This window comes from Colwellia sp., from assembly GCF_013215345.1.
Lineage (GTDB): Bacteria > Pseudomonadota > Gammaproteobacteria > Enterobacterales > Alteromonadaceae > Colwellia.
Map to the genome: position 1 here is coordinate 1 of NZ_JABSOV010000044.1, position 22,143 is coordinate 22,143.

Here is a 22,143-nt window from a genome sequence, read left to right on the forward strand (position 1 = left end):
TTCCCAAAGAAGTATGAAAGCTAAACACAGAAATAAGTAATCCGTTCTTATATCTAGCATAGGAAGGTTGTGACCTAAGAATGAGTTGTTATTTGTTACGTTTTTTCAAAATATAAACGACAACACCAATCACCGCAAATAACGATAGGATGCTTGGCTCAGGTATAGGTGTTGTTGGTTCTTGACCAGCATAAACGCTATTAGTTATGAGCAAAGTTAAAACGATATACAATTTAGACATTAAATTAACATTTTTCATTGTATTCTCCTCTGTTGGTTGCGGAAATGAATGCATAGAGTAGACCGAGAGTTTTATGCTATTGAATTTAAGGATTAATTTTTTAAAAGTTTATTGAGTAAAATTTAAACTGTAAAATAACCTGACACATTTACCACAATTTATCCATTGATTTATTATTTTTATATTACTTTTTATACTAATTAAAGTTCATCATTGCGGGCATAATCCCAAGGATAACTATTGCACACAATGACTTTCACGGTAGCGCTACATTCACCATTTGAACTCAGGTGTCTACAGTGACATTTAATTTATTTGGCTAGTTTACTTTTGATGCGTAGTCGATTACTTATTAGCAAACTTACTCATTAATTACACAAAAGCCATTGCCAAATGGGTCTACACAATGAGCAATAGAGCCCCAGTCACCGCTCTCACCTCCTTCATGCACACCGCCTAACTTCACTGTTCTCTCAACCAGTTCATCGATATTTTCACAGAGAAAATCTAAGTGAATGGGTGTCCAATGACGCCCATAATCACGATTAACATCACTTTCTGCTGGTAATGGCTTGGAGCCAGCTGATTTTTCTTGTAAATAGATATCGCAATTATCTACGGCAAGTACCACCATGTTAGCCCCTTGATCACGAATTTTTTTACAGCCAAGCGCTTCTATATAAAAATATTCGGCTTGTTTTAAGTCTGATACGTCAATACTTACTGAGAGTTTTATCATAATAATTATCCTTAATAGCTATTTTAATGCATAATCGCAAGCGTGCTGTATATAAACACAGTTACCGTGTAAATATATACAAATGATAAAAATAAAGAGCAATATCAAAGTATATCTTCAAGCTTTTATTATGGCTTAAGTTATGGCTTAGATTAAGACTGGTATTAGATAAGTTAATAGGAAGGAGTAATTATGCTATTTGAACCTAAACGTCACCAACCCCTCACGGAAACACCTTGGCATAGTAATATCGTTCAGCAAGAAATTTTAGCGATAATTGATGATATTGAAAAATCTTTATTAGCCAATGCTAGTTGGCCTACACACCCACTTGATGCGGAGGGTTATCCTAAGGTTGGGCCGAAATGGGCTGCTTATGCTGGCTCGGCTGGTACTATTCATGCTTTACAGATCTTAAAAAATTACGGCTATCAAGTAACTGACTTATCGCATTTACTCGCCCAGGTGTATTCTTCATTTTTGCAAAACCCAGACGTAGCAATCGAGCCGGGGTTACAGCTAGGCGAAATCGGTATTTTGATGCCTAGACTATTAGCAGATCCTAATAACGATGAAGTATCAAATAATCTTTTAAAGTGTATGGAAGCTACACTAGCGCTACCTTTTCATGAAATAACGTCAGGACAAAGTGGCATGATGCATGCCGCCTTTGCTCTGTATCAAAAAACAGGGAAATCCTGCTGGAAAGTAATGTTTATTAAAGGGGCAAGATCGCTGCTAGCTAATTGGCAGCAAGATAAATCTAGCGGCGAATGGCTGTGGCAAAGTCAAGTATTTGGGCCTAAGCGACATTATTATGGTGCCTGTCATGGCATAGTAGGTAATGCTAATATCCTGCTACAAGGTGCCGATTTAATAGCAGACATTTCAGTTAAGGAAATCCTTCATCGCACAGTTTTAACACTTATTATCTCTGCTAAAACCGAGAAAAAGCTAAATAATTGGCCACTATGTACTAAGCCAAATATTGATAAACTCTTGGTACAGTGGTGTCATGGCGCAGCAGGCATAGTTACTGCTATGGCAAGAGCCCCTAAAATTGCATCGTCAAATACTACCGAGCTGGATAACTTATTAGCAACAACTGCAGAGTTAGTTTGGCAAGCAGGACCACTAAGCAAAGGAGCTAATATTTGCCACGGCACTGCCGGCAACGGCTATGCGTTTTTATATTTATATAAAAGGACGGGAGATTCAGTTTGGCTTGATAGAGCAAGAAAGTTTGCCATGCATGCAATTAAACAATGCCAACAAGATCGCATACACTACGACCAAGGAAGGTACACTTTGTGGACCGGAGATGCTGGCCTAGCAATCTATTTATATCACTGTTTACATCCAGACGAGGCAGCTATTCCTGGTTTAGATTTATTTTGATGCCCAGTAATGATCAAATATTACACACCCAGCTGGTAGCTGTATAAAAACACAGTACGCGATTGGTTTATCATTATATTTTCAAACTAACAGCTTTTACTCTTATTCCTACTGCCATAATGGTTGCCGATACGCCGCTATCAGGTATCATTTTGCTGATATAGCCCTTAGTGCAACCATAAAAGCGCGTCATCACGGTCAATGAATACCTCAATGTTTAAGGTTTTAGAGCTTGGGATAGTCGCTGAAAAATCAGCGCTCATTCTGGCCATTTTATTGGGGGCAAAAATCGCTATTTTGTTTATTGCCGCCAAGGTGCCAAACTTCATCAGCGCATCGAGTTGGCTTGAGTAGGAGTTAGTTTTATTAATGAGTAGTGAAAATGTGTGATTGAAAATTGACAGTAAGCAATAATGGATTTCATCAACCATTTTAACGTTTATATCGACGCCATCATCAACAACTATTTCGGCAAGATCATTACGCAAGACAGTGATCTTGGCAAATGATATTTGGTGTACATCCATATAATAAATATATCCCTGATAAAATAGACTTATTGCGCTTAATAAGTCTATTTACTGCTATCGTTGATAACATTATTGTTTTTAGTGCATATATTATAACTTTAAAATTATGAGCTTTATAGATTAAACATCAATAAATAGTACAAATACCCTATTATATTCAAGTTATTACCAATGAATGGGGTCAACTTTATAATAGCTGGTTAGTTGACTATACAATGCTGGGTGTTGTTGAGAGAACTGTTGAGACTTTTCGAAAAACACCTCACTGACCACGGCAAAAAACTCTGCGGGCTCGGTGGCACCATAATAATCAAATATTGACGGTGTGCCAGCTGCGGCTTGCTTTCTAAGTTCGTCAAATTGTTGGCTAAATATCTCAGACCAGCATTGATAACTTTGCCCTTTTCCTAAAATAGGCGAGCCATTCGCTTTACCATTTTCTTGATCAAGTTGATGGGCAAACTCATGAATAACCACATTGTGGCCATCGTTAGGTAATTCTGCGCCATGTACGCTGTCTTGCCACGATAAGACTATCTTGCCAAAATCCCAAGACTCCCCGGATAAAGCCACTCTTTTGGTGTATTGAGTACCATCAGGGTTTAATTGGCTTTGCTCTTTAACAAACGCACTGGGATAAACTAAAATAGTTTTTAGTTTCGGATAATAATCAGTTTTTCTATTAAGCAGCAACAAACATGCTTGCGCCGCTATGGTAATTTTTATCTCATCGGTAATTTTAACGCCATTACAACCGATAAAATTTTTCTCAGCGATAAAGACTTGTATATGTTGCTTTAACTGCAGCTGTAAATCCGTAGGCATTTGCCTAAAATATGGCATTCTTTGCTGGATTATTTTACGCCATTGTTTTTTAAACGGTAAACTTCTTACTTGATCGCGCTTATATTCACGCCAATACGGTTTTGCCATTAAAGAGCCAATGATGGCGATGGCAATAAACAAAGGTAACAAAATAGGTAACATAAACATCCTTATAGGGTGAGCTTAATTCATATCTTGGTACGAGTTGGGTCAATTTCAAGCCATGAGGATATTTAAACATCATGGAGAAATTGGTGGGTTGAGTTAAATTTCGTGGTTATGGACGTTACAGAAAATGGTGTAGAACACCCTTGCTAATTCATCGGTACGGCTAAATTAACAAGGGCTAGAGGAAGTGTGGATTGGAGCTTTTCATCTGCTAAAAGTCAGTAATTCTCAGGGACTATTGTTTATTTAAATGTGGTACTTAAGCCCTCTATTAACTCGGCACTTTTATTTATTTCAATACCACAGCTATTCACCTGTTCAGCTAAATCAGCATTATTTTTCGAGATGCCGTCTATGGTCACAATGCTTTGATTTATTTGATTAGCGACAACACTTTGTTCTTCGGTAGCCGTCGCTATTTGAGCGGTCATATCACTTACCAGATTTACATTAGTGATAACATTCTCCATTGTTTCCGTGATTTTCACCGTATCTTGAGAGCACTGTTCGGCATTCACTTTACTGGCCAGCATTACCTGACTCCATTGTTGTAACGTTGTTTGTAACGCTTGCACTGAAGTTTCAATTTGTACGGTAGCACCTTGTGTTCTACTTGCTAAAGTTCTTACTTCATCGGCGACCACGGCAAAACCACGACCTTGCTCTCCGGCTCTTGCTGCTTCGATAGCCGCATTTAAAGCCAATAGATTAGTTTGATCGGCAATGCCTTGTATTTCAGCCATAATGGTGGAAATTTTATCAACATCTTTTACTAAATCAAGAGCACTTTCTGCGGCTACTCCGACTTCATTTGATAAGGTAACAATTTTAGCTTGCGTTACTTTAGTGATTTCAATATTTTGCTGGCATTCATCTTGAATTTGAACCATTTTGTCATGAGTATGTGTGGTATTGGCACTCACCTCATCTATGGTTGCGCTCATTTCGGTGATTGCCGTGGCAAACTGTTCAAGATGAGAGTTTTCCTCATGTATGCCTTCTATCATATTATTTGCGGCTTCTTCAAGGTCAGTTGCTACCTTGACCAGACCGCGACCAGAGTCTTTACTGCGACCTAATATAGTGTTTATTCTTGCTTTATATAACTCTGCAGGGTAATTAATGATGCTGGTTAAGCCTTTACCTGAAAATATAAGTCGAGATGGGCTATCAAGTTCTATTTTGGTTTGAGCAGCTAGCTTTGGAAATACCAATAGCTCCTCGGTAAAAATGATAAAAATTAGCCCTATAGTGGTCAATAAAATAGCCGTAGACATTATCGGCGCTGAATACTGCCAAGTTGCTAGACAAGCAAGCAGGATGACAGTTGCTGCAATGATACGTTTTAAAGCCGTGTTGGCATTAAAGTCTCGGTCTGATTTGCCATTATTTAACCCGTCATACAATTGTTGAGCTTTTTGCTTTTGACTATCGGTTGGCTTAGTTCTTACTGACTGGTAACCAACAACGCTATTGTTTTCATAGAGCGGCGTTACATAAGCGTCAACCCAATAAAAACCACCGGTTTTGCAACGATTTTTAACCATGCCACGCCATGAGTCGCCTCGCTTTAGCTTTTTCCATAAATCTGAAAATGCCTCCTTGGGCATGCTGGCATGGCGAACAATATTATGATGTTCGCCAACTAACTCAGCTAGGGAGTAACCTGAGACACGGCAAAATTCATCGTTAGCGTAGGTTATCCTACCCTTGAGATCGGTAATTGAAACAAGTTGTTCGGAATCAGAAAAGGTTATTTCTTTGGCTGAAGTATTATGCATTAAGATATATCCAAAAAAGTGAGTCGGTAAGTAATTTGAAAGCTAGCATGACATTAGTCAGTCAATTTAGGATAATCAAATTAAGATAGTTGGAAACTCCGCATTAGACGCCTTTATTTGATATAGATCAATATTTAACGTACAAATATGTAATCTGAATCAATGACCTCAGTGCAAAGTTGTGATGTTGGAAATTATTTGTAGATGCAAGCACAAAAGGAGTTCCTTCCGTTGGTGTTGCTAAGTAGATAATTGAGTTACTCTAAGCCAGTAATTTAATACCTGCATTAAAGATGCCCCACGAGGTGCAGGGCTATTGAAATTTCGAACTTACTTTGTGCTAACAACAACCCCTTGGGAGCTGGCTTTAGCCGTTTCACTGGTATTAGATAAACCTAAATAAGCTGGTTGGCGACTATCAAGAGTAAAGAATGGTGGCTTTGAGCTATTAGTAAAAGCACTGTGCCATTCAATCACCGCAAAATCATCAATAGCTAACTGTGTCATGCTGCCATCGACTAATTCTGCTTCAACCATAATGCGATAACTTTTATAACCAATTCTTGGTGAATTAAAGTCAACTTCAACACTTTGCCATTGCTCTGTACCTGGTAGCTCGACGGTTTCTATTAGGTTTTTAGGACTATTTTTAAAAGCATCAAATAATTTTTGTCTGCTTTTTCTACCTTGCCAGTAATAATGCAATTTTACTGCATTTTTGCTTTGATAATTAGCTTTAATGGTCATCGGTCTACTGGCAGAATATACCCGCCAAAAGCTCTTCACACCAAAGGTGGTAGTTTGTTGGTTATTAAGTGCTAAAGACATACTGGTATTACCGCTAGCACCATAATTATTTAAACTCATGATACTTCGGTCAAAAAACAAACCACGTTCAGGGCTATCAAAGGTTGAGTAGCTTTCAAAGTCACTACCATTGATTAAGTTTTTCCCTAGGCGATACTTTACTTGCTCGTTTGGTAAAGATATTTCACTTATTTGTTGGTGCCAAGGTAAATGATACAAACTCACTACGTTGCTGCCCGGAGCAAAGGTTAACGTATGTTGCACTGCGGCCTTGTTTGCTGATTTCTGTGCTGACTTGTGATTATCGGCTTTAGTGTTCACTGCCTTAACTGTTACTGAGGCAGTTATTGGCGTGATAACACCATGACCACCGGATTGACGAATATGGGTATTTCTAAGTTTAGAAAGCTCTGTTAATCGCTTCATCACAGTATAACGATTAACACCGGTGGCTGGTGTTGGTTTATAACCTTTAACATATAAGGGCACTATTTCAGCACGATGAAATATCCCTTCATCTAACCAAACATACAATATGAAACTGTGCTGGGTAGCGGTAAAGTTTTGGTCAAAGATGAAATTACCCATTGAGTAAGCAATTAACTTATTGTCATATAATTCTAGACCCTGAGTAACATGAGGGTGATGTGCAATGGCAAGCGCGGCGCCATTATCTAGTGCTGATTTTAATCGTTGCTCGGTTACACCCGTTGGACTGCTGGCGTATTCTTGGCTGCCATGATATTGCACTATGGTGATTCTACCCTTAGCCACTTCTTTTTGTACTGAGTTAACAATGTTGTTCATTGAGCCATAAGCAGCACCGCCATGTTGGTGATTTGCGGTTTGTGTTGGCTCAGAGCGTCCTTCCCAACCGACATAACCTAGCATAGAAAATTCAGTATCCTTGATTGTATCGCGATGCGCTTTTAACGCTTGTTCTTCATTCATACCAGCACCAGAGTAACCCAGTTGGCTTTGCTTTAGAAATGCTAAGGTTGACTGCATTCCAGGCTCTAAATAATCATAGGTGTGGTTATTTCCCAAACTGACATAATCAACGCCTGCCCACGCTAAAGCGTCAAGAATTTCAGGTCGAGAATAAAAGGTAACTGACTTAGGGGCACGTTCACCGGGCTTTTTATCGGCGATTTGTGTTTCTAAATTTACCGCTGCATAATCAGCGATACTCATATAGGGTTTAATATTTTCTACCACCGCTTTGCTATCTTTAAGCCTAGTTTCTGGGTGAATCAAAATTGAATCACCAAAGTAAGGTTTGTAATAACGACGGTCCATCATCACATCACCGCCAAAAGCTAGCATTACACGCTTAGCTTTTTTGGCAACAAGGGTCATATCAGCGATAACGCCATGATGCTTTTTAGCTTGCAGTGAAAACAATTCGTAATGACTAAACGTTTGGATGTTTTTAAAATAATCATTTTTTACAAAGCTGAGTTGGTAAATAGTTTGTTCAGTGCTTGAACGTTCAACAGGCAATACAAAACGGCCCTGTTTATTACTCATAACCGTTTTATTGTTTAGGGTGATTTTTACATCGCTGAGAGGATTTTGTGATTCATCAAGCAAACGACCAGTTATATTAACTGTTTGATTTGCATTAACATTAGGCTGAAAAGAAAAAGCGGCTAAGATAATTATTATTGTTATAAATTGTCGCATAGTTGTTCCTAGTTTTTTACTAAGTAAAGGGGCTAATTAAGCAATGACTTATCGAGTATTGACGAATATTAACGAGTATAAACAATCAAATGCCATCAAATACAAATAAATGTATTCTTATCTATTGGCTATGTATAACCTGAGGGTATGGTTTAAATGCAGAAACTGAGTAACTAAGCATTTTAGCTAAATTACTCAGTTGATATAAATAAACAGTTAAATAGCTACTCAGTATATAGTCGCTGATACTTAGCTGCTATTTGGCAAGTTCTGCGACAACATCAGTAAATAAACGTTCGAAGACAGCAAGACCTTCATTAGCTATATCATCGCTAATAGTTAATGCCGGTAAAAAACGAATAACATTGCCATAAAATCCACATGCTAATAGCACTATGCCGTACTTAGCGGCATTAGCAATAATGGCTTGGGTTAGCTCAGTATTTGGCTGTTCCACATCACCATCACAAATAAGCTCTATGGCAATCATAGCGCCCTTGTTTCTAACATCTAGAATCAGATTAGGGAATTTATTTTGTAATTGTGACAACTGCTCGTTAAATAGTTCGCCTATTTGATTAGAGCGTACTATTAAATTTTCTTCCTCAATGATCTCGAGTACCGCTAGTGCTGCAGCACAAGCTACCGGAGAGCCGCCATAAGTTCCACCTAAACCACCAGGCAAGGGTGCATCCATAATGTCAGCTTTACCGACAACTGCAGCGATAGGGAAACCACCAGCAATGCCTTTTGCCATGGTGATTAAGTCAGGCTCAACATTGGCGTATTCAAAGTTAAACATTTTACCGGTACGGGCAAAACCGGTTTGAATTTCATCGGCAATTAAAACTATACCGTGTTTATCACAAAGCTGGCGTAACGCTTGTAAAAACTCACTTGGCGCTTGATAGAAACCACCTTCGCCTTGGATAGGCTCAACAATAATGGCGGCAACATCAGTTGGTGCAATATCGACTTTAAAGAGGTTTTCTATCGCTTTAAGGGATTGTGCAACGGTAATGCCGTGACAAGCAATAGGGAAAGGTGCGTGGAAGATATCACCAGGAAAAGGCCCAAATAAGTTTTTATAAGGGGTGATTTTACCGGTTAACGCCATGGTTAAATTGGTACGACCATGAAAACCACCGTTAAAAGCAATAACACCACGACGCCCGGTATGAGCGCGCGCTATTTTAACGCAATTTTCCACCGCTTCGGCGCCAGTAGAAACAAAAATTGCTTTTTTCTCTGAATCACCAGGCGCAATAGCCACTAATTTTTCCGCTAATTCAACCGCTACTTCATAAGGGTTAACCATTACACAAGTATGACTAAATTTATCCAGTTGTGCTTTTACCGCAGCAACAACTTTCGGGTGACTATGGCCGGTATTACACACGGCAATGCCAGTACCAAAATCAATATAACGTTTACCTTCAACATCCCAAATCTCTGAGTTTTGTGCACGCTCCACATACACTGGGTACATATTGCCTTGTCCGCGGGCAATTACCTGTGTCTTTCTTTTTTGTAATTCTGAATTTGTCATTTTATTTACCTAGTTCAATTTTTATATCAATTGGCCAGCGTCATTAACATCTTCACTTAAAAGCGCTGGTTTTTGTAATTTTTACTAAAAGCTTAGTTACTTATCTAGGCCGCCCATACATAAATATTTGATTTCTAAATAATCATCTAAACCATACTTTGAGCCTTCACGGCCATTACCTGATTGTTTGACTCCACCAAACGGTGCAGCGGCATTGGAAATAATACCTTCGTTTATACCAACCATACCGAACTCCAATCCTTCCGCTACTCGCCAAATTCGGCCAATATCTCGAGAATAAAAATAAGCCGCCAAGCCATATTCTGTATCGTTGGCCATATCAATAACTTCTGCTTCAGTGTCAAAGGCAATAATCGGTGATACAGGGCCAAATATTTCATTGGCGGCAATAGGCATATCATTAGTCACATTAGTTAAAATAGTTCCTTGGTAGAAATTATCTCCAGCGGGATCTTTTTTACCACCGCAGATTAATGTCGCGCCAGCGGCAATAGACTTGCTCACTAAGCTTTCAACATCACTGACCGCTTGCGCCGAAATCATCGGGCCTATAGTTACGCCCTCAACTAAACCATCACCTAGGATTAATTCACTGACCGCTTGGGCGAATTTTTCGGTAAATTGTTCAAGTACCGATTGTTGCACGAAAATACGGTTGGTACAGACACAAGTTTGTCCGGCATTGCGATATTTAGACGCCATAGCGCCCTGCACTGCGGCATCAATATCGGCGTCATCAAAAACAATAAAAGGTGCATTGCCGCCTAATTCCATTGATACTTTTTTAACTGACGTGGCACATTGGCTCAGTAATGTTTTGCCCACTGGCGTTGAGCCGGTAAAGGTGAATTTTGCGATATCAGGATGTTGGGTTAACACTTCACCCATGCCGCGAGCATCTTCACCAACAACAACATTAAACACGCCTGCAGGGATACCTGCTCTTTCAGCAAGTTCTGCCATGGCAAGCGCAGAAAGTGGTGTTTGTTTTGCTGGCCGTACGACAAAAGTACAACCTGCAGCTAATGCCGCCGCCGCTTTACGGGCAATCATGGCATTAGGAAAATTCCATGGAGTAATCGAGGCAACCACGCCAACTGGCTGTTTAATTACTATAATGCGTTTGTCGTTTGATGGCCCAGGGATAATATCGCCATAAACACGTTTACCTTCTTCAGCAAACCACTCAATAAAAGAGGCACCATAAGCAACTTCACCCTTAGCTTCAGCTAATGGCTTTCCTTGCTCTAATGTTAGAATTCGACCTAAATCGTCTTGATTTGCCATCATCAGATCAAACCAGTTACGTAATAAAGTCGCTCTTTGGTTAGCCGATTTTGCCGACCACATAGCTAAGGCATCTTTAGCGGCTTTAACCGCCAGCTTAGTTTCAACCACACCAGCATTGCTGACCTTGATAATCTCTGCGCCATTCACTGGATTGGTGACGGAAAATTCAGTAGCACTGCTATGCCAACTACCATTGATATAAGAAAAGTTTTTCAATAATTGTTTATCTGCTAGGCCGTACATAACGAGATCCTTAATAATTATCTGTGGTTTGGGTATATGCCCCTATTGAAACCCATAACAAACTCAGGTTAAATATAAAACATTAAACCTATTGTTTGGACTAGACCAAACTTATAAAGAATATTACTTATGAAAAACACCTCAATTATTCCCAAGCCAGTAACTGAGTATGACCTAAGGTTACTGAGAATTTTCAGCTCTGTTGTTGAATACGGTGGTTTTGCTGCTGCAGAGCTAGCACTAGGTATTACCCGCTCAACCATCAGTGTGCATATGTCTAACTTAGAGACACGGATGAAGCTAATCTTATGTCGTCGTGGTCGAGGTGGCTTTGCCTTAACCGAAGATGGCCAAGCGGTTTACCGGGCAATAATAGAGTTATTTGACTCACTCAATGACTTTTCTTTACTGGTGGGCACCTTAGGTAAAGAGCTTAGTGGTGAGTTAGTGATCTTGTGCGCCGATCAGCTAGACTCATTAAAACAACAAAAATTAGCGCAAGTTATTCAACAACTACACGATGACTCACCTAACTTACATATTGTCTTAGACGGTGACTCAATTTCCACTATTGAAAAGCAATTATTAAAAGATAAAGCCCATATTGGCCTATTCCCAAGTTACCAGCAGATAGAGGGATTAAGTTACACCGCTCTTTCAAACGAGCCTATTTTTCTATGTTGCGCCAAAGACCACCCTTTCTTTAGTCAAGTTGATAGCTCAATTTCGGAACAAGATTTAGCAGAAGTCGCTGCCATTCATCCCGGTATCGATATAGATAACGATGGAAAAGAGCAATTAATGAAACTTAATTTATCGGCTAAGTCGTACCAATTTGATACCCGTAAAACCATGATATTATCAGGCCGTTATCTAGGCTATATGCCGCAAAGCTATATTCAAGAAGAATTAAACCAAGGACAAATTCGTATCATTAAACCCAGTAGTCATACCTATCAATTTAACTTGTCCTTGGTGACAAAAAGCTCACCCCGTGAAGTAAGTAAGGTCAATTTACTGAGCAATATTTTCAAGCAAGTATTTAAAATAACCTAACTTACATTAAGCTAAGTTAATGTAAGTTAGGTCAATAAGAATTGGCTATCTCAATACTCAGTAAAAGCCATATATTAACCTAGATATACCGTGTCCATCAGCCTATAACCTTGCGCTATGGATGAACAAAACTTAAGTCATTTCATTTTTAAACATAAAATTACATTATGGTTATCCAAGGTGATAAATAACGTTTTAACAAGGTGATGATTATGGCTAGTACAGACGATGCTCAAGGGAAAGTAACGAAGTGCAATAATAGCGCTGCAGATGACTTTACAGGAAATCTAGAGAACAACTCAGTTGCTAGTGCTGATAATGACTCTGGTACTAACGCTATTACAAACAGAATAAATAATAACGATACAATAGAGAGTACTGCTAGCCCTGAAGCTTCGCCTTTAATGAGATACTTTGATTTCGATGAATCAAATTATAGCTATGTATTAGGTTATAACTAAAGCTGGTACTTAGTGTTTATATCGAGTGTTGACCCTGACAGTGATTATTTTACAATAGCGATAGTGCTGGTTACCATAAGGATGCCACTAATTAGTTTTAAGCCACTTATTAAGCGTATCAGATAATATTTCAATATCTATTGGCTTAGTTAAGTAGTCACTCATACCAGCAGCAAAGCACTTAGCGTCATCTCCGACCATAGCATTAGCGGTCATGGCAATAATTGGAATGTCTTTATAATGATGACCCGCTTCTCCGGAACGAATTCCTCTGGTCGCTTGATAACCATCCATGATAGGCATTTGGCAATCCATTAACACCAAAGTAAAGGGCTTACCTGGGCAAGCGTTAGCTAATGTATCTAAGGCTTCTTGGCCATTCTTAGCCACGGTAACATTGAGGCCAATCTCGTTAAGCATATGAGTCGCGACTACAGTATTAATACGATTATCGTCTACCAACAAGACCTTGACCTTGCTGGAGAAATTTTGACACGGTACATCAATTTCATCGATTGCAATATTACTTTCACCTGAGTTACTATTTTCATCTAATTCACGTTCATCTAACTCACTATTTTCATGAGAAAATGAAGCCAAATATTGATGGGTAATTATTGGTTGAGATAAATCGATATCACTGGCAGGAGACTTTATTATCGCTAACGCATCTAAAATATCTGAGCCGGTAACGGGTTTTGAGAAGTAGGCATTGAAGCCTAGGTCGGTAAAATACTTTGTATCGCCTTGTGTCGACATCGAGGTCATCATGACCATAGGCAGTTCATTAAAACGCTTATCCTGTCTTATTTTCCGCGCAAAGGTGGCACCATCCATATTTGGCATCTGCATATCAACAAAAATCACATCAAAAAGATCGCGTTTATTGTCAAAATAGCTCTCCAATTTTAAAAACGCCGCTGCAGCGCTGTCCGCTTCTTCTACGCAGCAGCCCCAGTGTTCCAATTGTCCCCGTAATACTTCCCTATTGGTGGCATTATCATCAATGACTAATAACGATAATTTGCTGACATCTATATGAGGTACTACCTGTTTTGACTGACTGCTTTTTAATAAGCTAATGTTAAAGTTAAAACAACTGCCCTTGTTCAATATACTGGTGACCGAGATTGAACCTTGCATCAATTCGCATAATTGTTTAGAAATGGATAAACCCAGTCCTGTGCCACCATATTTTCGTGTAGTGGATGAATCAACTTGGGTAAATAATTGAAATAAGTTTTTAATGGATTTTTTCGGAATGCCTATGCCGCTATCCTCTACAGAGCAACTAAAGATTAAATCTGACTGTTCATCCTCAATTAGTTCAGCTCGGATAATAATATTGCCAGTTTCGGTAAACTTTATCGCGTTTGATACCAAGTTTGAAATAATTTGTCTAATGCGAACGGGATCGCCTTTGACCATTGAATGCTCAATGCGAGTAATATCAAGAATAATTTCTAAGCCTTTAATTTCAGCTTGTAAGGCCACAGATTCTGCAAATTCAATTAATAAACTGCGTAAGTCAAAATGCAAGACTTCTAAATCTAGTTTACCCGCGTCTACTTTAGAAAAATCTAATATGTCATTCAGTAAAGCTAATAATGACTTAGCGCTTGAACGCGCTATTTTTGCCTTATACATTTGATTTTCATCGAGATTTGATTTTATCAATAAATCTAGCATACCTAAGACACCATTCATCGGCGTACGAATTTCATGACTCATACTCGCTAAAAACTCGGCCTTTGCCTGCGTTGAAGCTTCAGCATCAACTTTGGCTAACAAAAGCTTGGTAAACATTTTGTTGATGATGTTGGATACCACAGCTAACATCGATAGAAATAGTGTGCTGGCAATCAATATAACGGTCATCATTGCGTGTGAAGCATTAGCTTCAGCGTGGCTGATATGGTCAATCGCCAAAAAATACGATGCTTGCATACCCATGTAATGCATACCGGTAATAGCGGCACCAACTAAAGCGGCTGAACGAAGCAATTGATAATTCTGTTCTCTTTCAGCATCTACATTAAACTTCCCGGCATAAAGCGCAATAATGGCTAGCACCACAGCAACAATAATCGAGAGTAGAAAAAACCAGGGTTGGTACACTAACGTAAAATTGCCATACATTGCCTCCATGCCCATATAATGCATGATACCAATGCCTGCGCCTAAGATAATACCAGCCCCGATAAGGTGCCAAGTAGTGTAATTATCACGTTCAATAAAAAATAGCGCAATATAACTGGCCGCAATAGCGGGCAGAACAGACAGCGCTGTTAGTCCAAGATGATGGTGAACAGCTACTGGTAATGATAACGCCAGCATACCGACAAAGTGCATTGACCATATAGCGCTGCCCATGGCTAAGGAGCCGCCAACATGCCACAAGCGCTTAGCGGTAACTGATTCAGCATAACGCATTGAGGGAATGGTAGATAAACCCGCGTACGCTCCTATCCAAGCAACAATATAAGAAGCAAACACAACGAAGTAATTATAGTCTGTAGTGAGTGCGAGAAAGATCGCGGTATTATTATCTAAAAATTCTAAGCCAAACATATTAGATATTCTCAACAGTGTAAGACAGGGGAAGAAAGGAAACTAAATGCACCAATAATTAGCATAGATGCATTTAGCCATTAAGCTATTGGTAAATTTGCTTTGGTATTGATTTAGTCTTTTTTGGTCATGGGATTTTATATAAATAAGGCCTCAAGTGCTGACTCAGGCAAAGGTTTAATACAGAAACAAGTTAGCATAGAAGTTATACAAGCAGAAAATGGTCAAGTGGCGCTTAATTTATTAATAACAGCAGAAAAGCCGATTGAGTAGATTTTAATGGATATCATGATGCCAATAATGGATGGCATGGAAGTGAATATGACGGTCGTTTTAAAAAACGACCGTCAATAACAGCAATACAAACTGATGAGTTTACTGAATAAACTCTCCTGCTAAGATATCCTTGTACTGGGCATCCTCTATCACCAAGGTACCATTAACAATCACCTGTTCTATCCCTACCGAGTAGTTATTCCATTGACTAAAAGTTGCCTTGGGTGAAAATGTTTGTTGATCAAAAACAATGACATCAGCCTTGTAGCCCACCTTTAACATGCCACGTTCGGTTAGACCGAGTATCTTGGCAGTTTGTGACGAGCTTCTATTAATAAAGTCAGCCATAGTGAGTAATTTTTTCTCGACCACATAAGTTTGATATTTTCTTGGGAAACTAGCATATTTTCTCGGGTGACCATTTGTACCGTCTGAAGAAGTAACCACCCAAGGTTGTACCATAAAACGTTCAACGTCTTTAGGTGACATATTAAATGACGCCACTCTCACATCACCTTCCAGTATTAACGCAATAGCGGTATCAACTATAGCTAGATTTTTCAACTCCGCTACTTGTAATAGATTTAAACCCACTAAGTCTGTATCAGTGAACTCAGTAATATACAGCGAGTCTGGACCACCTCTTCTACGGATATTCTCAGTAACTTCTTTTGCCAGCTTTTCAGCTAAATCCGCTTGTTTTAAACGTTGATGAAAAGCTTTTGTAGAATCAGCCATTACCCAATTTGGCATAACCGCACTGCGCAACTTGGTACCAGAGGCTAACCATGGATATTGATCTGCTGATATTGACGTACCATTTTTTTGAGCTTGCTCAATTTTATCAATTGCTTGCTCACTTTGTCCCCAAACATCAACCCCTAATGCTTTGATATGCGCTAAATGTAAGTGAATATCGGCCTTGTCGGCAATATTAATCGCTTCATCAAGCGCGGCGGTAAAACCAATATTGAAGGTACTTTCATCACGTAAATGGGTGTCATAAATACCACCATAGTGACTGGCTATCTTGGCTAAGCTAATAACTTCGTCAGTGTTAGCATAACTACCAGGCACATAATATAAACCGGTTGATAAACCAATAGCGCCCGCTTGCATCGCTGTGGTGAGTAGTGCCGACATTTCACTGAGCTCTGCTGGTGTTGAATAACGCTCTGCTCTGCCCATAACTTGTTCTCTTAAACTGCCATGGCCGACTAATAACGCAGTATTTGTACCTATACCATTACTGGTTAATTTTTCTGACATTGCAGCGATATCAACGGGACCGCCGCCGTCATTACCGTTAACAACGGTAGTCACACCTTGGGTTAAGTAATTTAAGTTGTGGTTTTTATCTTTACTTAACAGCTCAGATAAAGAGTGAGTGTGTGGGTCAATAAAACCTGGGCTAACAATTTTACCTGTAGCATCAATTGTTTTGGTCGCTTTAATAGTATGATCACCACTCGGATATAAACCACAAATAATTTTCTGGCAAATAGCGACATCGAGATGTTGAGCTTGGTTACTGTCCCCGGTGTATACCGTGCCGTTAGTAATTAAAAGATCAACATTATTGGCTAATTGCCCCTGTATCTTACTCTGTGTTTTATTTTGGCCAGGACTCTGCCCATTATTTTGTACTTCACTTTGAACAGCACTGTCATCAGAGCAAGCTGTTAACAAGGCTAAACTTACTGCCATGGTAATTATTTTTTTATTAAGTGATTTTTCAGCAATCACTTTTATATCAAGAAATTTCACATTAAATATACTCATAGCATGTCCTATTGTTTATCATGATCAACGTTGGATAACATATTAATCATCAATATGTTAGCTGATTTAAAAGCAATACGCTTTATCTTGGTGCGATCGGTATTGTCACCCATTTCATAGGTAATAGCATGAACACCAAATTTATCAGAGAAATACTGTTTTGAAACACCCAAACCAGGGTTGTTACCGGGTCTCAGTACGACGTCAAAATTTGGCATTTGACGATCAAGCTCAGCTAACCAATTCCTGACAAAATAAGCTTTTTCAACACCGTAATCAACGGGCATGGTGTAAAAAATATCACTTTTGGTCGAGTGGAAATCTACCGCAAAACGTATTTTTTGTCCCTGACTAACCAATTGTTGCAAGTAGTCATTGATCAGGCTAGTTTCAACTTGGCTGAAATCTACCCAGTCACGATTCAAATCTAAGCCATTAGCATTGCTGCGCCAATTACCAGCTTCAACACCATCAGGGTTGATATTGGGAATAACTAATACGTTATATTTTCTTAGAAAATAATTACTGAGTTCGCTGCTTGATAACAGTGTTTCGACAAAGGGAAAAAGTGCTAGTGCGCCAGTAACTTCTGGTGGATGTTGACGACCTAAAATAACCACCCACTCGTTAGCATTTTCATTTCGGCTCTCTATTTTATAAATAGGACGCCCTTGTGTTGATTGTCCTAAAATGCTGTGAGTAAAAGTATTTTTCTCGGTTAATTGTTTGGCCCAATCTACATAGTATTCATTATTAATAATTTCTTGCGCAGCAATAGTAATTGGCTTAGCTGATGCCGTCATCTTCATGATTAAGCGCTTGCCCCGAATCTGGTAGTCTTGCAGCTGCCAGGTTTTACCATCACGACTAATTTTCGGTGGGTAACGATGTTCATCACCACGAACTTTCATGGTAATTTTAATATCAGTATTTTGCTCAGCCTGTACTTTAAAGGCGTACCAAGGGCTTGAGTTTATCGGGGTATTTTCAGGAACTAAAACAATTTCAAATTCATTTTCAGCCACGCGTTTACATTCGTCCATGCGACCAGCAGAAAAATCAGCTGTCAACGTTACCGGGCCGGCATCACATGATTTATTAGCAATGTTTTCACTGTTAACTTGCTTGCGGACTATTGCAAGTGGTGTCTTATCAGCAGATTGTACCGATTTTTCTGCTGATTGCTCTGTAGTAGTGGCAACCGCAGGGCTTTCTTTTTCAATAATATGAGGAGATGAACATGCAAACAAGAATAAAGGTAATAACAACGGAGCAGTTTTCAATAATTTAATCATAATTTTCAAACTATTAGTTGGTTAAAAATAATATGGCTCGACTAGCATTAACTAACCGAGCCATAACGTCTATCTCTTACGTATATCTGATTGAGCTTTTATAGCAAAAAGGAGTGCTTAAAAAGTTTTGCTCAAGTTCATGTATAAGTAACGACCACGGTTTGAATGATAATCACCTGAGTAACCATGCCAGTAATTATCTGCTACTGGTGGCTCTTCATCACCGATATTTCGAACACCTATTCTGATATAAGAACCATCTAAAAGAGTATCATTTGAAACCTTGTATGAACCATACACATCGACAGTGGTAAAACTATCTATAGGTAAAAATACTTTTTCATCATCAACTGTCGCGTTTGTACTAGTATCAACAAACTCACTAACATAATTTAAGCTAACACCAGCGCCCCAACCATTGAACCGCCAGTTAAGTGAACTTTTAGCGCGCCATTCAGGATTGCCATCTTGTTTGATTAAGTCACCTACACCGGCAACTTCTACGTCTTCAAGGTTTGGATATTTAACTAAATCTTTTTGGGCTTCAAGTACGGTAGCAGAAAGACTATCAACTGATGTTTCATATTTAGTTAAATAGGCGGCATTTACGTTAAATTCAAAGTCACCAAATGACGTTTCAAAGTCATACACCACACCGAAATCAAGACCAGACAACTCTTGGCTTGAGGCATTGATATATCGATTATTTACTTGGCTAGCGACTAAATCTTCATCACGAATAACGTTAGGATTACCAGCACCACCATCTACACGTAAAACATAATCGTGTGCTAAAACGGTTTCATAAGGTGCAAGGAAAACCAAATTTTCTTGCTCTATATTCCAATAATCTACAGTAAATGTTAAATTTTCAAGTGGCTCAAAAATAAGTCCAAAAGAGGTATTTACACTGTCTTCTGGTGCTAGATTAGAGTTACCTTGACGATTATCAATAACAGCATAAGTGTCATCTAATACCGGATCATACTTAGAGCTACGACGTGGCATGCTTGCTTCTTCAGAACTTTGTTGTAGGCCAGGTACTTTAAAACCACCCGCATACGATGCTCTCATGCTAAGCCAATTTGTAGGTTTGTAAAATAATGCGACTTTAGGTTTTAATGCATCACCACCGTCCGAAAAATTTTCATAACGTGCAGCAAGTTGCACTTCTGCATACTGATCACCACTGTCGATTAATGGCAAGATAAGCTCAGCAAAAACGGAAGTAACACTACGGCTAGCGCTAGCGTCCGTTGTTGCACTACTGCCATATAATGAACTTTCATTAACCACACCTTTATAGTCCGTAAAAGGCAAACTACCATCTACATACTTAGAACGGTCACTGGTATAATCTTCATAGCGGTATTCAACACCTAGAGCAAGGCCAGCATCGCCAGCAGGCATTTCGAAGATCTCGCTATTCGAAGCCTTGAAATCGATTGATGCTAAACTCGTTGTTGAATCAGTGTGAGCTTGAATTAAAAACTGGTCAGTAATGGATTTCGACACTAATGGTCTATTTCCAATTGTATTTGGATTGTTAATATCACCACCACCAAAGACATTGTATGCGGTACTTTCATCGGTAGAGTTTACTGCTTTTTCAAAAGCATTTATATCAATACGGGTACTGGCATCGTTGGTTTCAGCTGCACTATAAAATGCGGCACTTTCCCAATCCCATTCGCCCATGTAACCTTTAAAACCTGCTAGTACTCGATAACTTGTATCATCAACGGTAACGGTTCTTGGTCCAATATCAGTAGGTCGATATTTTCGTAAAGTAACTTTTTCGTCAAAAGGGTTATAAAAGGCATCTGCGGCTATGTTAAATCGATGTTTACTACCGTTGTGATTTTGCTCTGACTGATTGGTAAGTTCCGCTTGGTAATAAATACCTTCCGCAAAAAATTCGACATCATCATTAACTTGATGGGTGAAATGTGTGTAAAAGTTAATTCTTTGTGCATCTGAAGATAATGGACGTGTAGTACCACGATCAAATTTCACATCTCCACCGGGTTTAGAGCCAGCTGAACCGGAAACACTTTCTCCAACAACACAAACACCATCTAAACCAAGCGCACCGGATGCTCCGTCTGCACCACCGGCATCACAATCGCCCATACTTTCTGGCTGAAGATGAAATGTTCCGTAAGAAGAACTACTAAACTCGCCCCAAGGGGTATCACTGCTGCGGTTATCTAATTGACTATCACCAACAAATTCTTCAGGTAAACCAGGGTATTGACGTCTATCATGACTTGCTGAATATGGACGTTCTGTTGCCATCATGCCATTTCGGTTGTAAATAGTAACCGAGCCAACTAAATTTGAACGGCCTTCGTTAAGCTCTAAACCACCTAAGTAGCTAAAGGTTGTTTCATTTAGCGGCGTGCCTTGTGATTCACCGTATCTAAGACTTACCTTACTACCAACATACTCACTATCAAGTGCATAGTTAACCACACCCGCAATAGCGTCAGAGCCATAAATTGCAGCAGCGCCATCACGTAAAACCTCTAATGAACGCAAGCCTGAAACAGGTAAAGTATTTGAGTTAACCGTATTGACCGGAACTTTATTAGCGCCTGACTTAGATTGAGTACCTGGGTGATTAACCATACGGCGGCCATTAAGCAATACTAACGTATTACCAGCGCCTAAACCTCGAAGGTTAAATGAGCCTACATCTCCACGTGCATCATTGACATTAGAAGAACCAGTGGTTTCACCGAAGTTAACTGACCCCATTTGTGGGATAGATCGAAGTAATTCATCACCGGACACTGCCGCGGAATTTTCAATGTCAGATGCCGACATTACGGTTATGGGTAAAGTACTCACATCCGCAGCACGTTTAATATTTGAACCGACAACAGAAATCCTTTCAATTTCTTCCTCTTTAATTTCTGCTTTTTCTGCAGCAAAGGCAACTTGAGAACTTAGTGCTGTTAGCACGCATAAACTCAAATGTGACAGTTTAGACTTAAATATTGATTTATCTCTCATGACATCCACCGTTGTAATTTAGCTTGTTTTATAATTGTCAGGTTATTAGCTACCTGATCATTTAGTTACGTTTCATTCACCTTAACCATGAACTTAAATTACAAGGTTAACAATTAACGCTTTATTGCTGCCCTATAACCTTGGGTTATAGCCTGACTTTATCTCGGCGTGATCCTAGGTGTAATACTCGGCGTAATACTCGGCGTAATAAAGACTGTTTTTAGCCTAACAGAGCATCAATAAAATGAATTTATAGAGGATTTAATAAACAGAGGATGCGTGTTTTAACGCTATTGAACTTAACTATTAAAAAGTACTAAGAACACCATAGCAGACTAGGCGGAATCTATCACTGCTTAAACAAGCAAGTGATAGATAATTGTTAAAGAATTCAAAATTAAGCGGT

Annotated in this window: 16 protein-coding genes; 4 read left to right on the forward strand and 12 right to left on the reverse strand. The window is 39.2% G+C overall.

Features of this window, described 5'->3' with window-relative positions:
• Positions 1 to 88: 88 nt before the first annotated feature.
• Both HRT50_RS08715 and HRT50_RS08720 read right to left on the reverse strand, forming a co-directional pair.
• Positions 89 to 259, reverse strand: coding sequence for a PEP-CTERM sorting domain-containing protein (locus HRT50_RS08715; RefSeq protein ID WP_291613476.1), 171 nt, complete (start codon positions 257 to 259; stop codon positions 89 to 91).
• A 343-nt stretch (positions 260 to 602) separates the two neighbouring features.
• Entirely contained in the window at positions 603 to 980 is a 378-nt protein-coding gene (locus HRT50_RS08720; protein WP_291613478.1) for a VOC family protein, read from the reverse strand.
• A gap of 192 nt (positions 981 to 1,172) precedes the next feature.
• On the opposite strand from HRT50_RS08720, the gene HRT50_RS08725 reads away from it, so the two are divergent.
• On the forward strand, positions 1,173 to 2,378 hold the full coding sequence (locus HRT50_RS08725) for a LanC-like protein (RefSeq protein WP_291613480.1): 1,206 nt from the start codon (positions 1,173 to 1,175) through the stop codon (positions 2,376 to 2,378).
• A gap of 167 nt (positions 2,379 to 2,545) precedes the next feature.
• Here the strand turns inward: HRT50_RS08725 and HRT50_RS08730 are convergent, their stop codons facing one another.
• From HRT50_RS08730 to HRT50_RS08755, 6 genes are all read right to left on the reverse strand, one after another.
• Positions 2,546 to 2,905: an STAS/SEC14 domain-containing protein gene (locus HRT50_RS08730; RefSeq protein WP_291613486.1), complete on the reverse strand. Its 360-nt coding sequence runs from the start codon at positions 2,903 to 2,905 to the stop codon at positions 2,546 to 2,548.
• A 168-nt stretch (positions 2,906 to 3,073) separates the two neighbouring features.
• Entirely contained in the window at positions 3,074 to 3,895 is an 822-nt protein-coding gene (locus HRT50_RS08735; protein ID WP_291613488.1) for a zinc-dependent peptidase, read from the reverse strand.
• A gap of 248 nt (positions 3,896 to 4,143) precedes the next feature.
• Positions 4,144 to 5,682, reverse strand: a complete 1,539-nt coding sequence (locus HRT50_RS08740) for a PAS domain-containing methyl-accepting chemotaxis protein (RefSeq protein WP_291613490.1) — start codon at positions 5,680 to 5,682, stop codon at positions 4,144 to 4,146.
• Positions 5,683 to 6,012: 330 nt separating this feature from the next.
• A complete protein-coding gene (locus HRT50_RS08745) occupies positions 6,013 to 8,175 on the reverse strand; it encodes a CapA family protein (protein ID WP_291613492.1) in 2,163 nt (720 codons plus the stop codon).
• A gap of 256 nt (positions 8,176 to 8,431) precedes the next feature.
• Positions 8,432 to 9,724, reverse strand: coding sequence for a 4-aminobutyrate--2-oxoglutarate transaminase (gene gabT, locus HRT50_RS08750; RefSeq protein WP_291613494.1), 1,293 nt, complete (start codon positions 9,722 to 9,724; stop codon positions 8,432 to 8,434).
• 96 nt (positions 9,725 to 9,820) lie between these two features.
• A complete protein-coding gene (locus tag HRT50_RS08755) occupies positions 9,821 to 11,278 on the reverse strand; it encodes an NAD-dependent succinate-semialdehyde dehydrogenase (protein ID WP_291613496.1) in 1,458 nt (485 codons plus the stop codon).
• A gap of 129 nt (positions 11,279 to 11,407) precedes the next feature.
• Here HRT50_RS08755 and HRT50_RS08760 point away from each other — a divergent pair, with 129 nt between their 5' ends.
• Positions 11,408 to 12,334 (forward strand): LysR family transcriptional regulator, encoded by a 927-nt coding sequence (locus HRT50_RS08760; protein WP_291613498.1) that lies wholly within the window; start codon positions 11,408 to 11,410, stop codon positions 12,332 to 12,334.
• A gap of 212 nt (positions 12,335 to 12,546) precedes the next feature.
• On the forward strand, positions 12,547 to 12,795 hold the full coding sequence (locus HRT50_RS08765) for a hypothetical protein (RefSeq protein ID WP_291613500.1): 249 nt from the start codon (positions 12,547 to 12,549) through the stop codon (positions 12,793 to 12,795).
• Positions 12,796 to 12,882: 87 nt separating this feature from the next.
• On the opposite strand, the gene HRT50_RS08770 is transcribed toward HRT50_RS08765, so the two are convergent.
• A complete protein-coding gene (locus HRT50_RS08770) occupies positions 12,883 to 15,366 on the reverse strand; it encodes a response regulator (protein WP_291613502.1) in 2,484 nt (827 codons plus the stop codon).
• Between the two features lie 129 nt (positions 15,367 to 15,495).
• Between HRT50_RS08770 and HRT50_RS08775 the strand changes: the two genes are divergently transcribed.
• Positions 15,496 to 15,639 carry a hypothetical protein gene (locus HRT50_RS08775; RefSeq protein ID WP_291613504.1) on the forward strand — a complete coding sequence of 48 codons (144 nt, stop codon included), beginning with the start codon at positions 15,496 to 15,498 and terminating at the stop codon, positions 15,637 to 15,639.
• A gap of 102 nt (positions 15,640 to 15,741) precedes the next feature.
• On the opposite strand, the gene HRT50_RS08780 is transcribed toward HRT50_RS08775, so the two are convergent.
• The 3 genes from HRT50_RS08780 to HRT50_RS08790 all read right to left on the reverse strand — a co-directional run bounded on the left by HRT50_RS08780 (position 15,742) and on the right by HRT50_RS08790 (position 21,686).
• Positions 15,742 to 17,424, reverse strand: coding sequence for an amidohydrolase family protein (locus HRT50_RS08780; RefSeq protein WP_291613507.1), 1,683 nt, complete (start codon positions 17,422 to 17,424; stop codon positions 15,742 to 15,744).
• 8 nt (positions 17,425 to 17,432) lie between these two features.
• Positions 17,433 to 18,719, reverse strand: a complete 1,287-nt coding sequence (locus tag HRT50_RS08785) for a M14 family metallopeptidase (RefSeq protein ID WP_291613509.1) — start codon at positions 18,717 to 18,719, stop codon at positions 17,433 to 17,435.
• A 117-nt stretch (positions 18,720 to 18,836) separates the two neighbouring features.
• Entirely contained in the window at positions 18,837 to 21,686 is a 2,850-nt protein-coding gene (locus tag HRT50_RS08790; RefSeq protein ID WP_291613512.1) for a TonB-dependent receptor, read from the reverse strand.
• Positions 21,687 to 22,143: the final 457 nt, after the last annotated feature.

Coding starts and splice junctions, on each gene's coding strand:
- HRT50_RS08715 (WP_291613476.1), bottom strand. CDS start 259: ATGAAAAATGTTAATTTAATGTCTAAATTGTATATCGTTTTAACTTTG.
- HRT50_RS08720 (WP_291613478.1), bottom strand. CDS start 980: ATGATAAAACTCTCAGTAAGTATTGACGTATCAGACTTAAAACAAGCC.
- HRT50_RS08725 (WP_291613480.1), top strand. CDS start 1,173: ATGCTATTTGAACCTAAACGTCACCAACCCCTCACGGAAACACCTTGG.
- HRT50_RS08730 (WP_291613486.1), bottom strand. CDS start 2,905: ATGGATGTACACCAAATATCATTTGCCAAGATCACTGTCTTGCGTAAT.
- HRT50_RS08735 (WP_291613488.1), bottom strand. CDS start 3,895: ATGTTACCTATTTTGTTACCTTTGTTTATTGCCATCGCCATCATTGGC.
- HRT50_RS08740 (WP_291613490.1), bottom strand. CDS start 5,682: ATGCATAATACTTCAGCCAAAGAAATAACCTTTTCTGATTCCGAACAA.
- HRT50_RS08745 (WP_291613492.1), bottom strand. CDS start 8,175: ATGCGACAATTTATAACAATAATAATTATCTTAGCCGCTTTTTCTTTT.
- gabT (WP_291613494.1), bottom strand. CDS start 9,724: ATGACAAATTCAGAATTACAAAAAAGAAAGACACAGGTAATTGCCCGC.
- HRT50_RS08755 (WP_291613496.1), bottom strand. CDS start 11,278: ATGTACGGCCTAGCAGATAAACAATTATTGAAAAACTTTTCTTATATC.
- HRT50_RS08760 (WP_291613498.1), top strand. CDS start 11,408: ATGAAAAACACCTCAATTATTCCCAAGCCAGTAACTGAGTATGACCTA.
- HRT50_RS08765 (WP_291613500.1), top strand. CDS start 12,547: ATGGCTAGTACAGACGATGCTCAAGGGAAAGTAACGAAGTGCAATAAT.
- HRT50_RS08770 (WP_291613502.1), bottom strand. CDS start 15,366: ATGTTTGGCTTAGAATTTTTAGATAATAATACCGCGATCTTTCTCGCA.
- HRT50_RS08775 (WP_291613504.1), top strand. CDS start 15,496: ATGGGATTTTATATAAATAAGGCCTCAAGTGCTGACTCAGGCAAAGGT.
- HRT50_RS08780 (WP_291613507.1), bottom strand. CDS start 17,424: ATGAGTATATTTAATGTGAAATTTCTTGATATAAAAGTGATTGCTGAA.
- HRT50_RS08785 (WP_291613509.1), bottom strand. CDS start 18,719: ATGATTAAATTATTGAAAACTGCTCCGTTGTTATTACCTTTATTCTTG.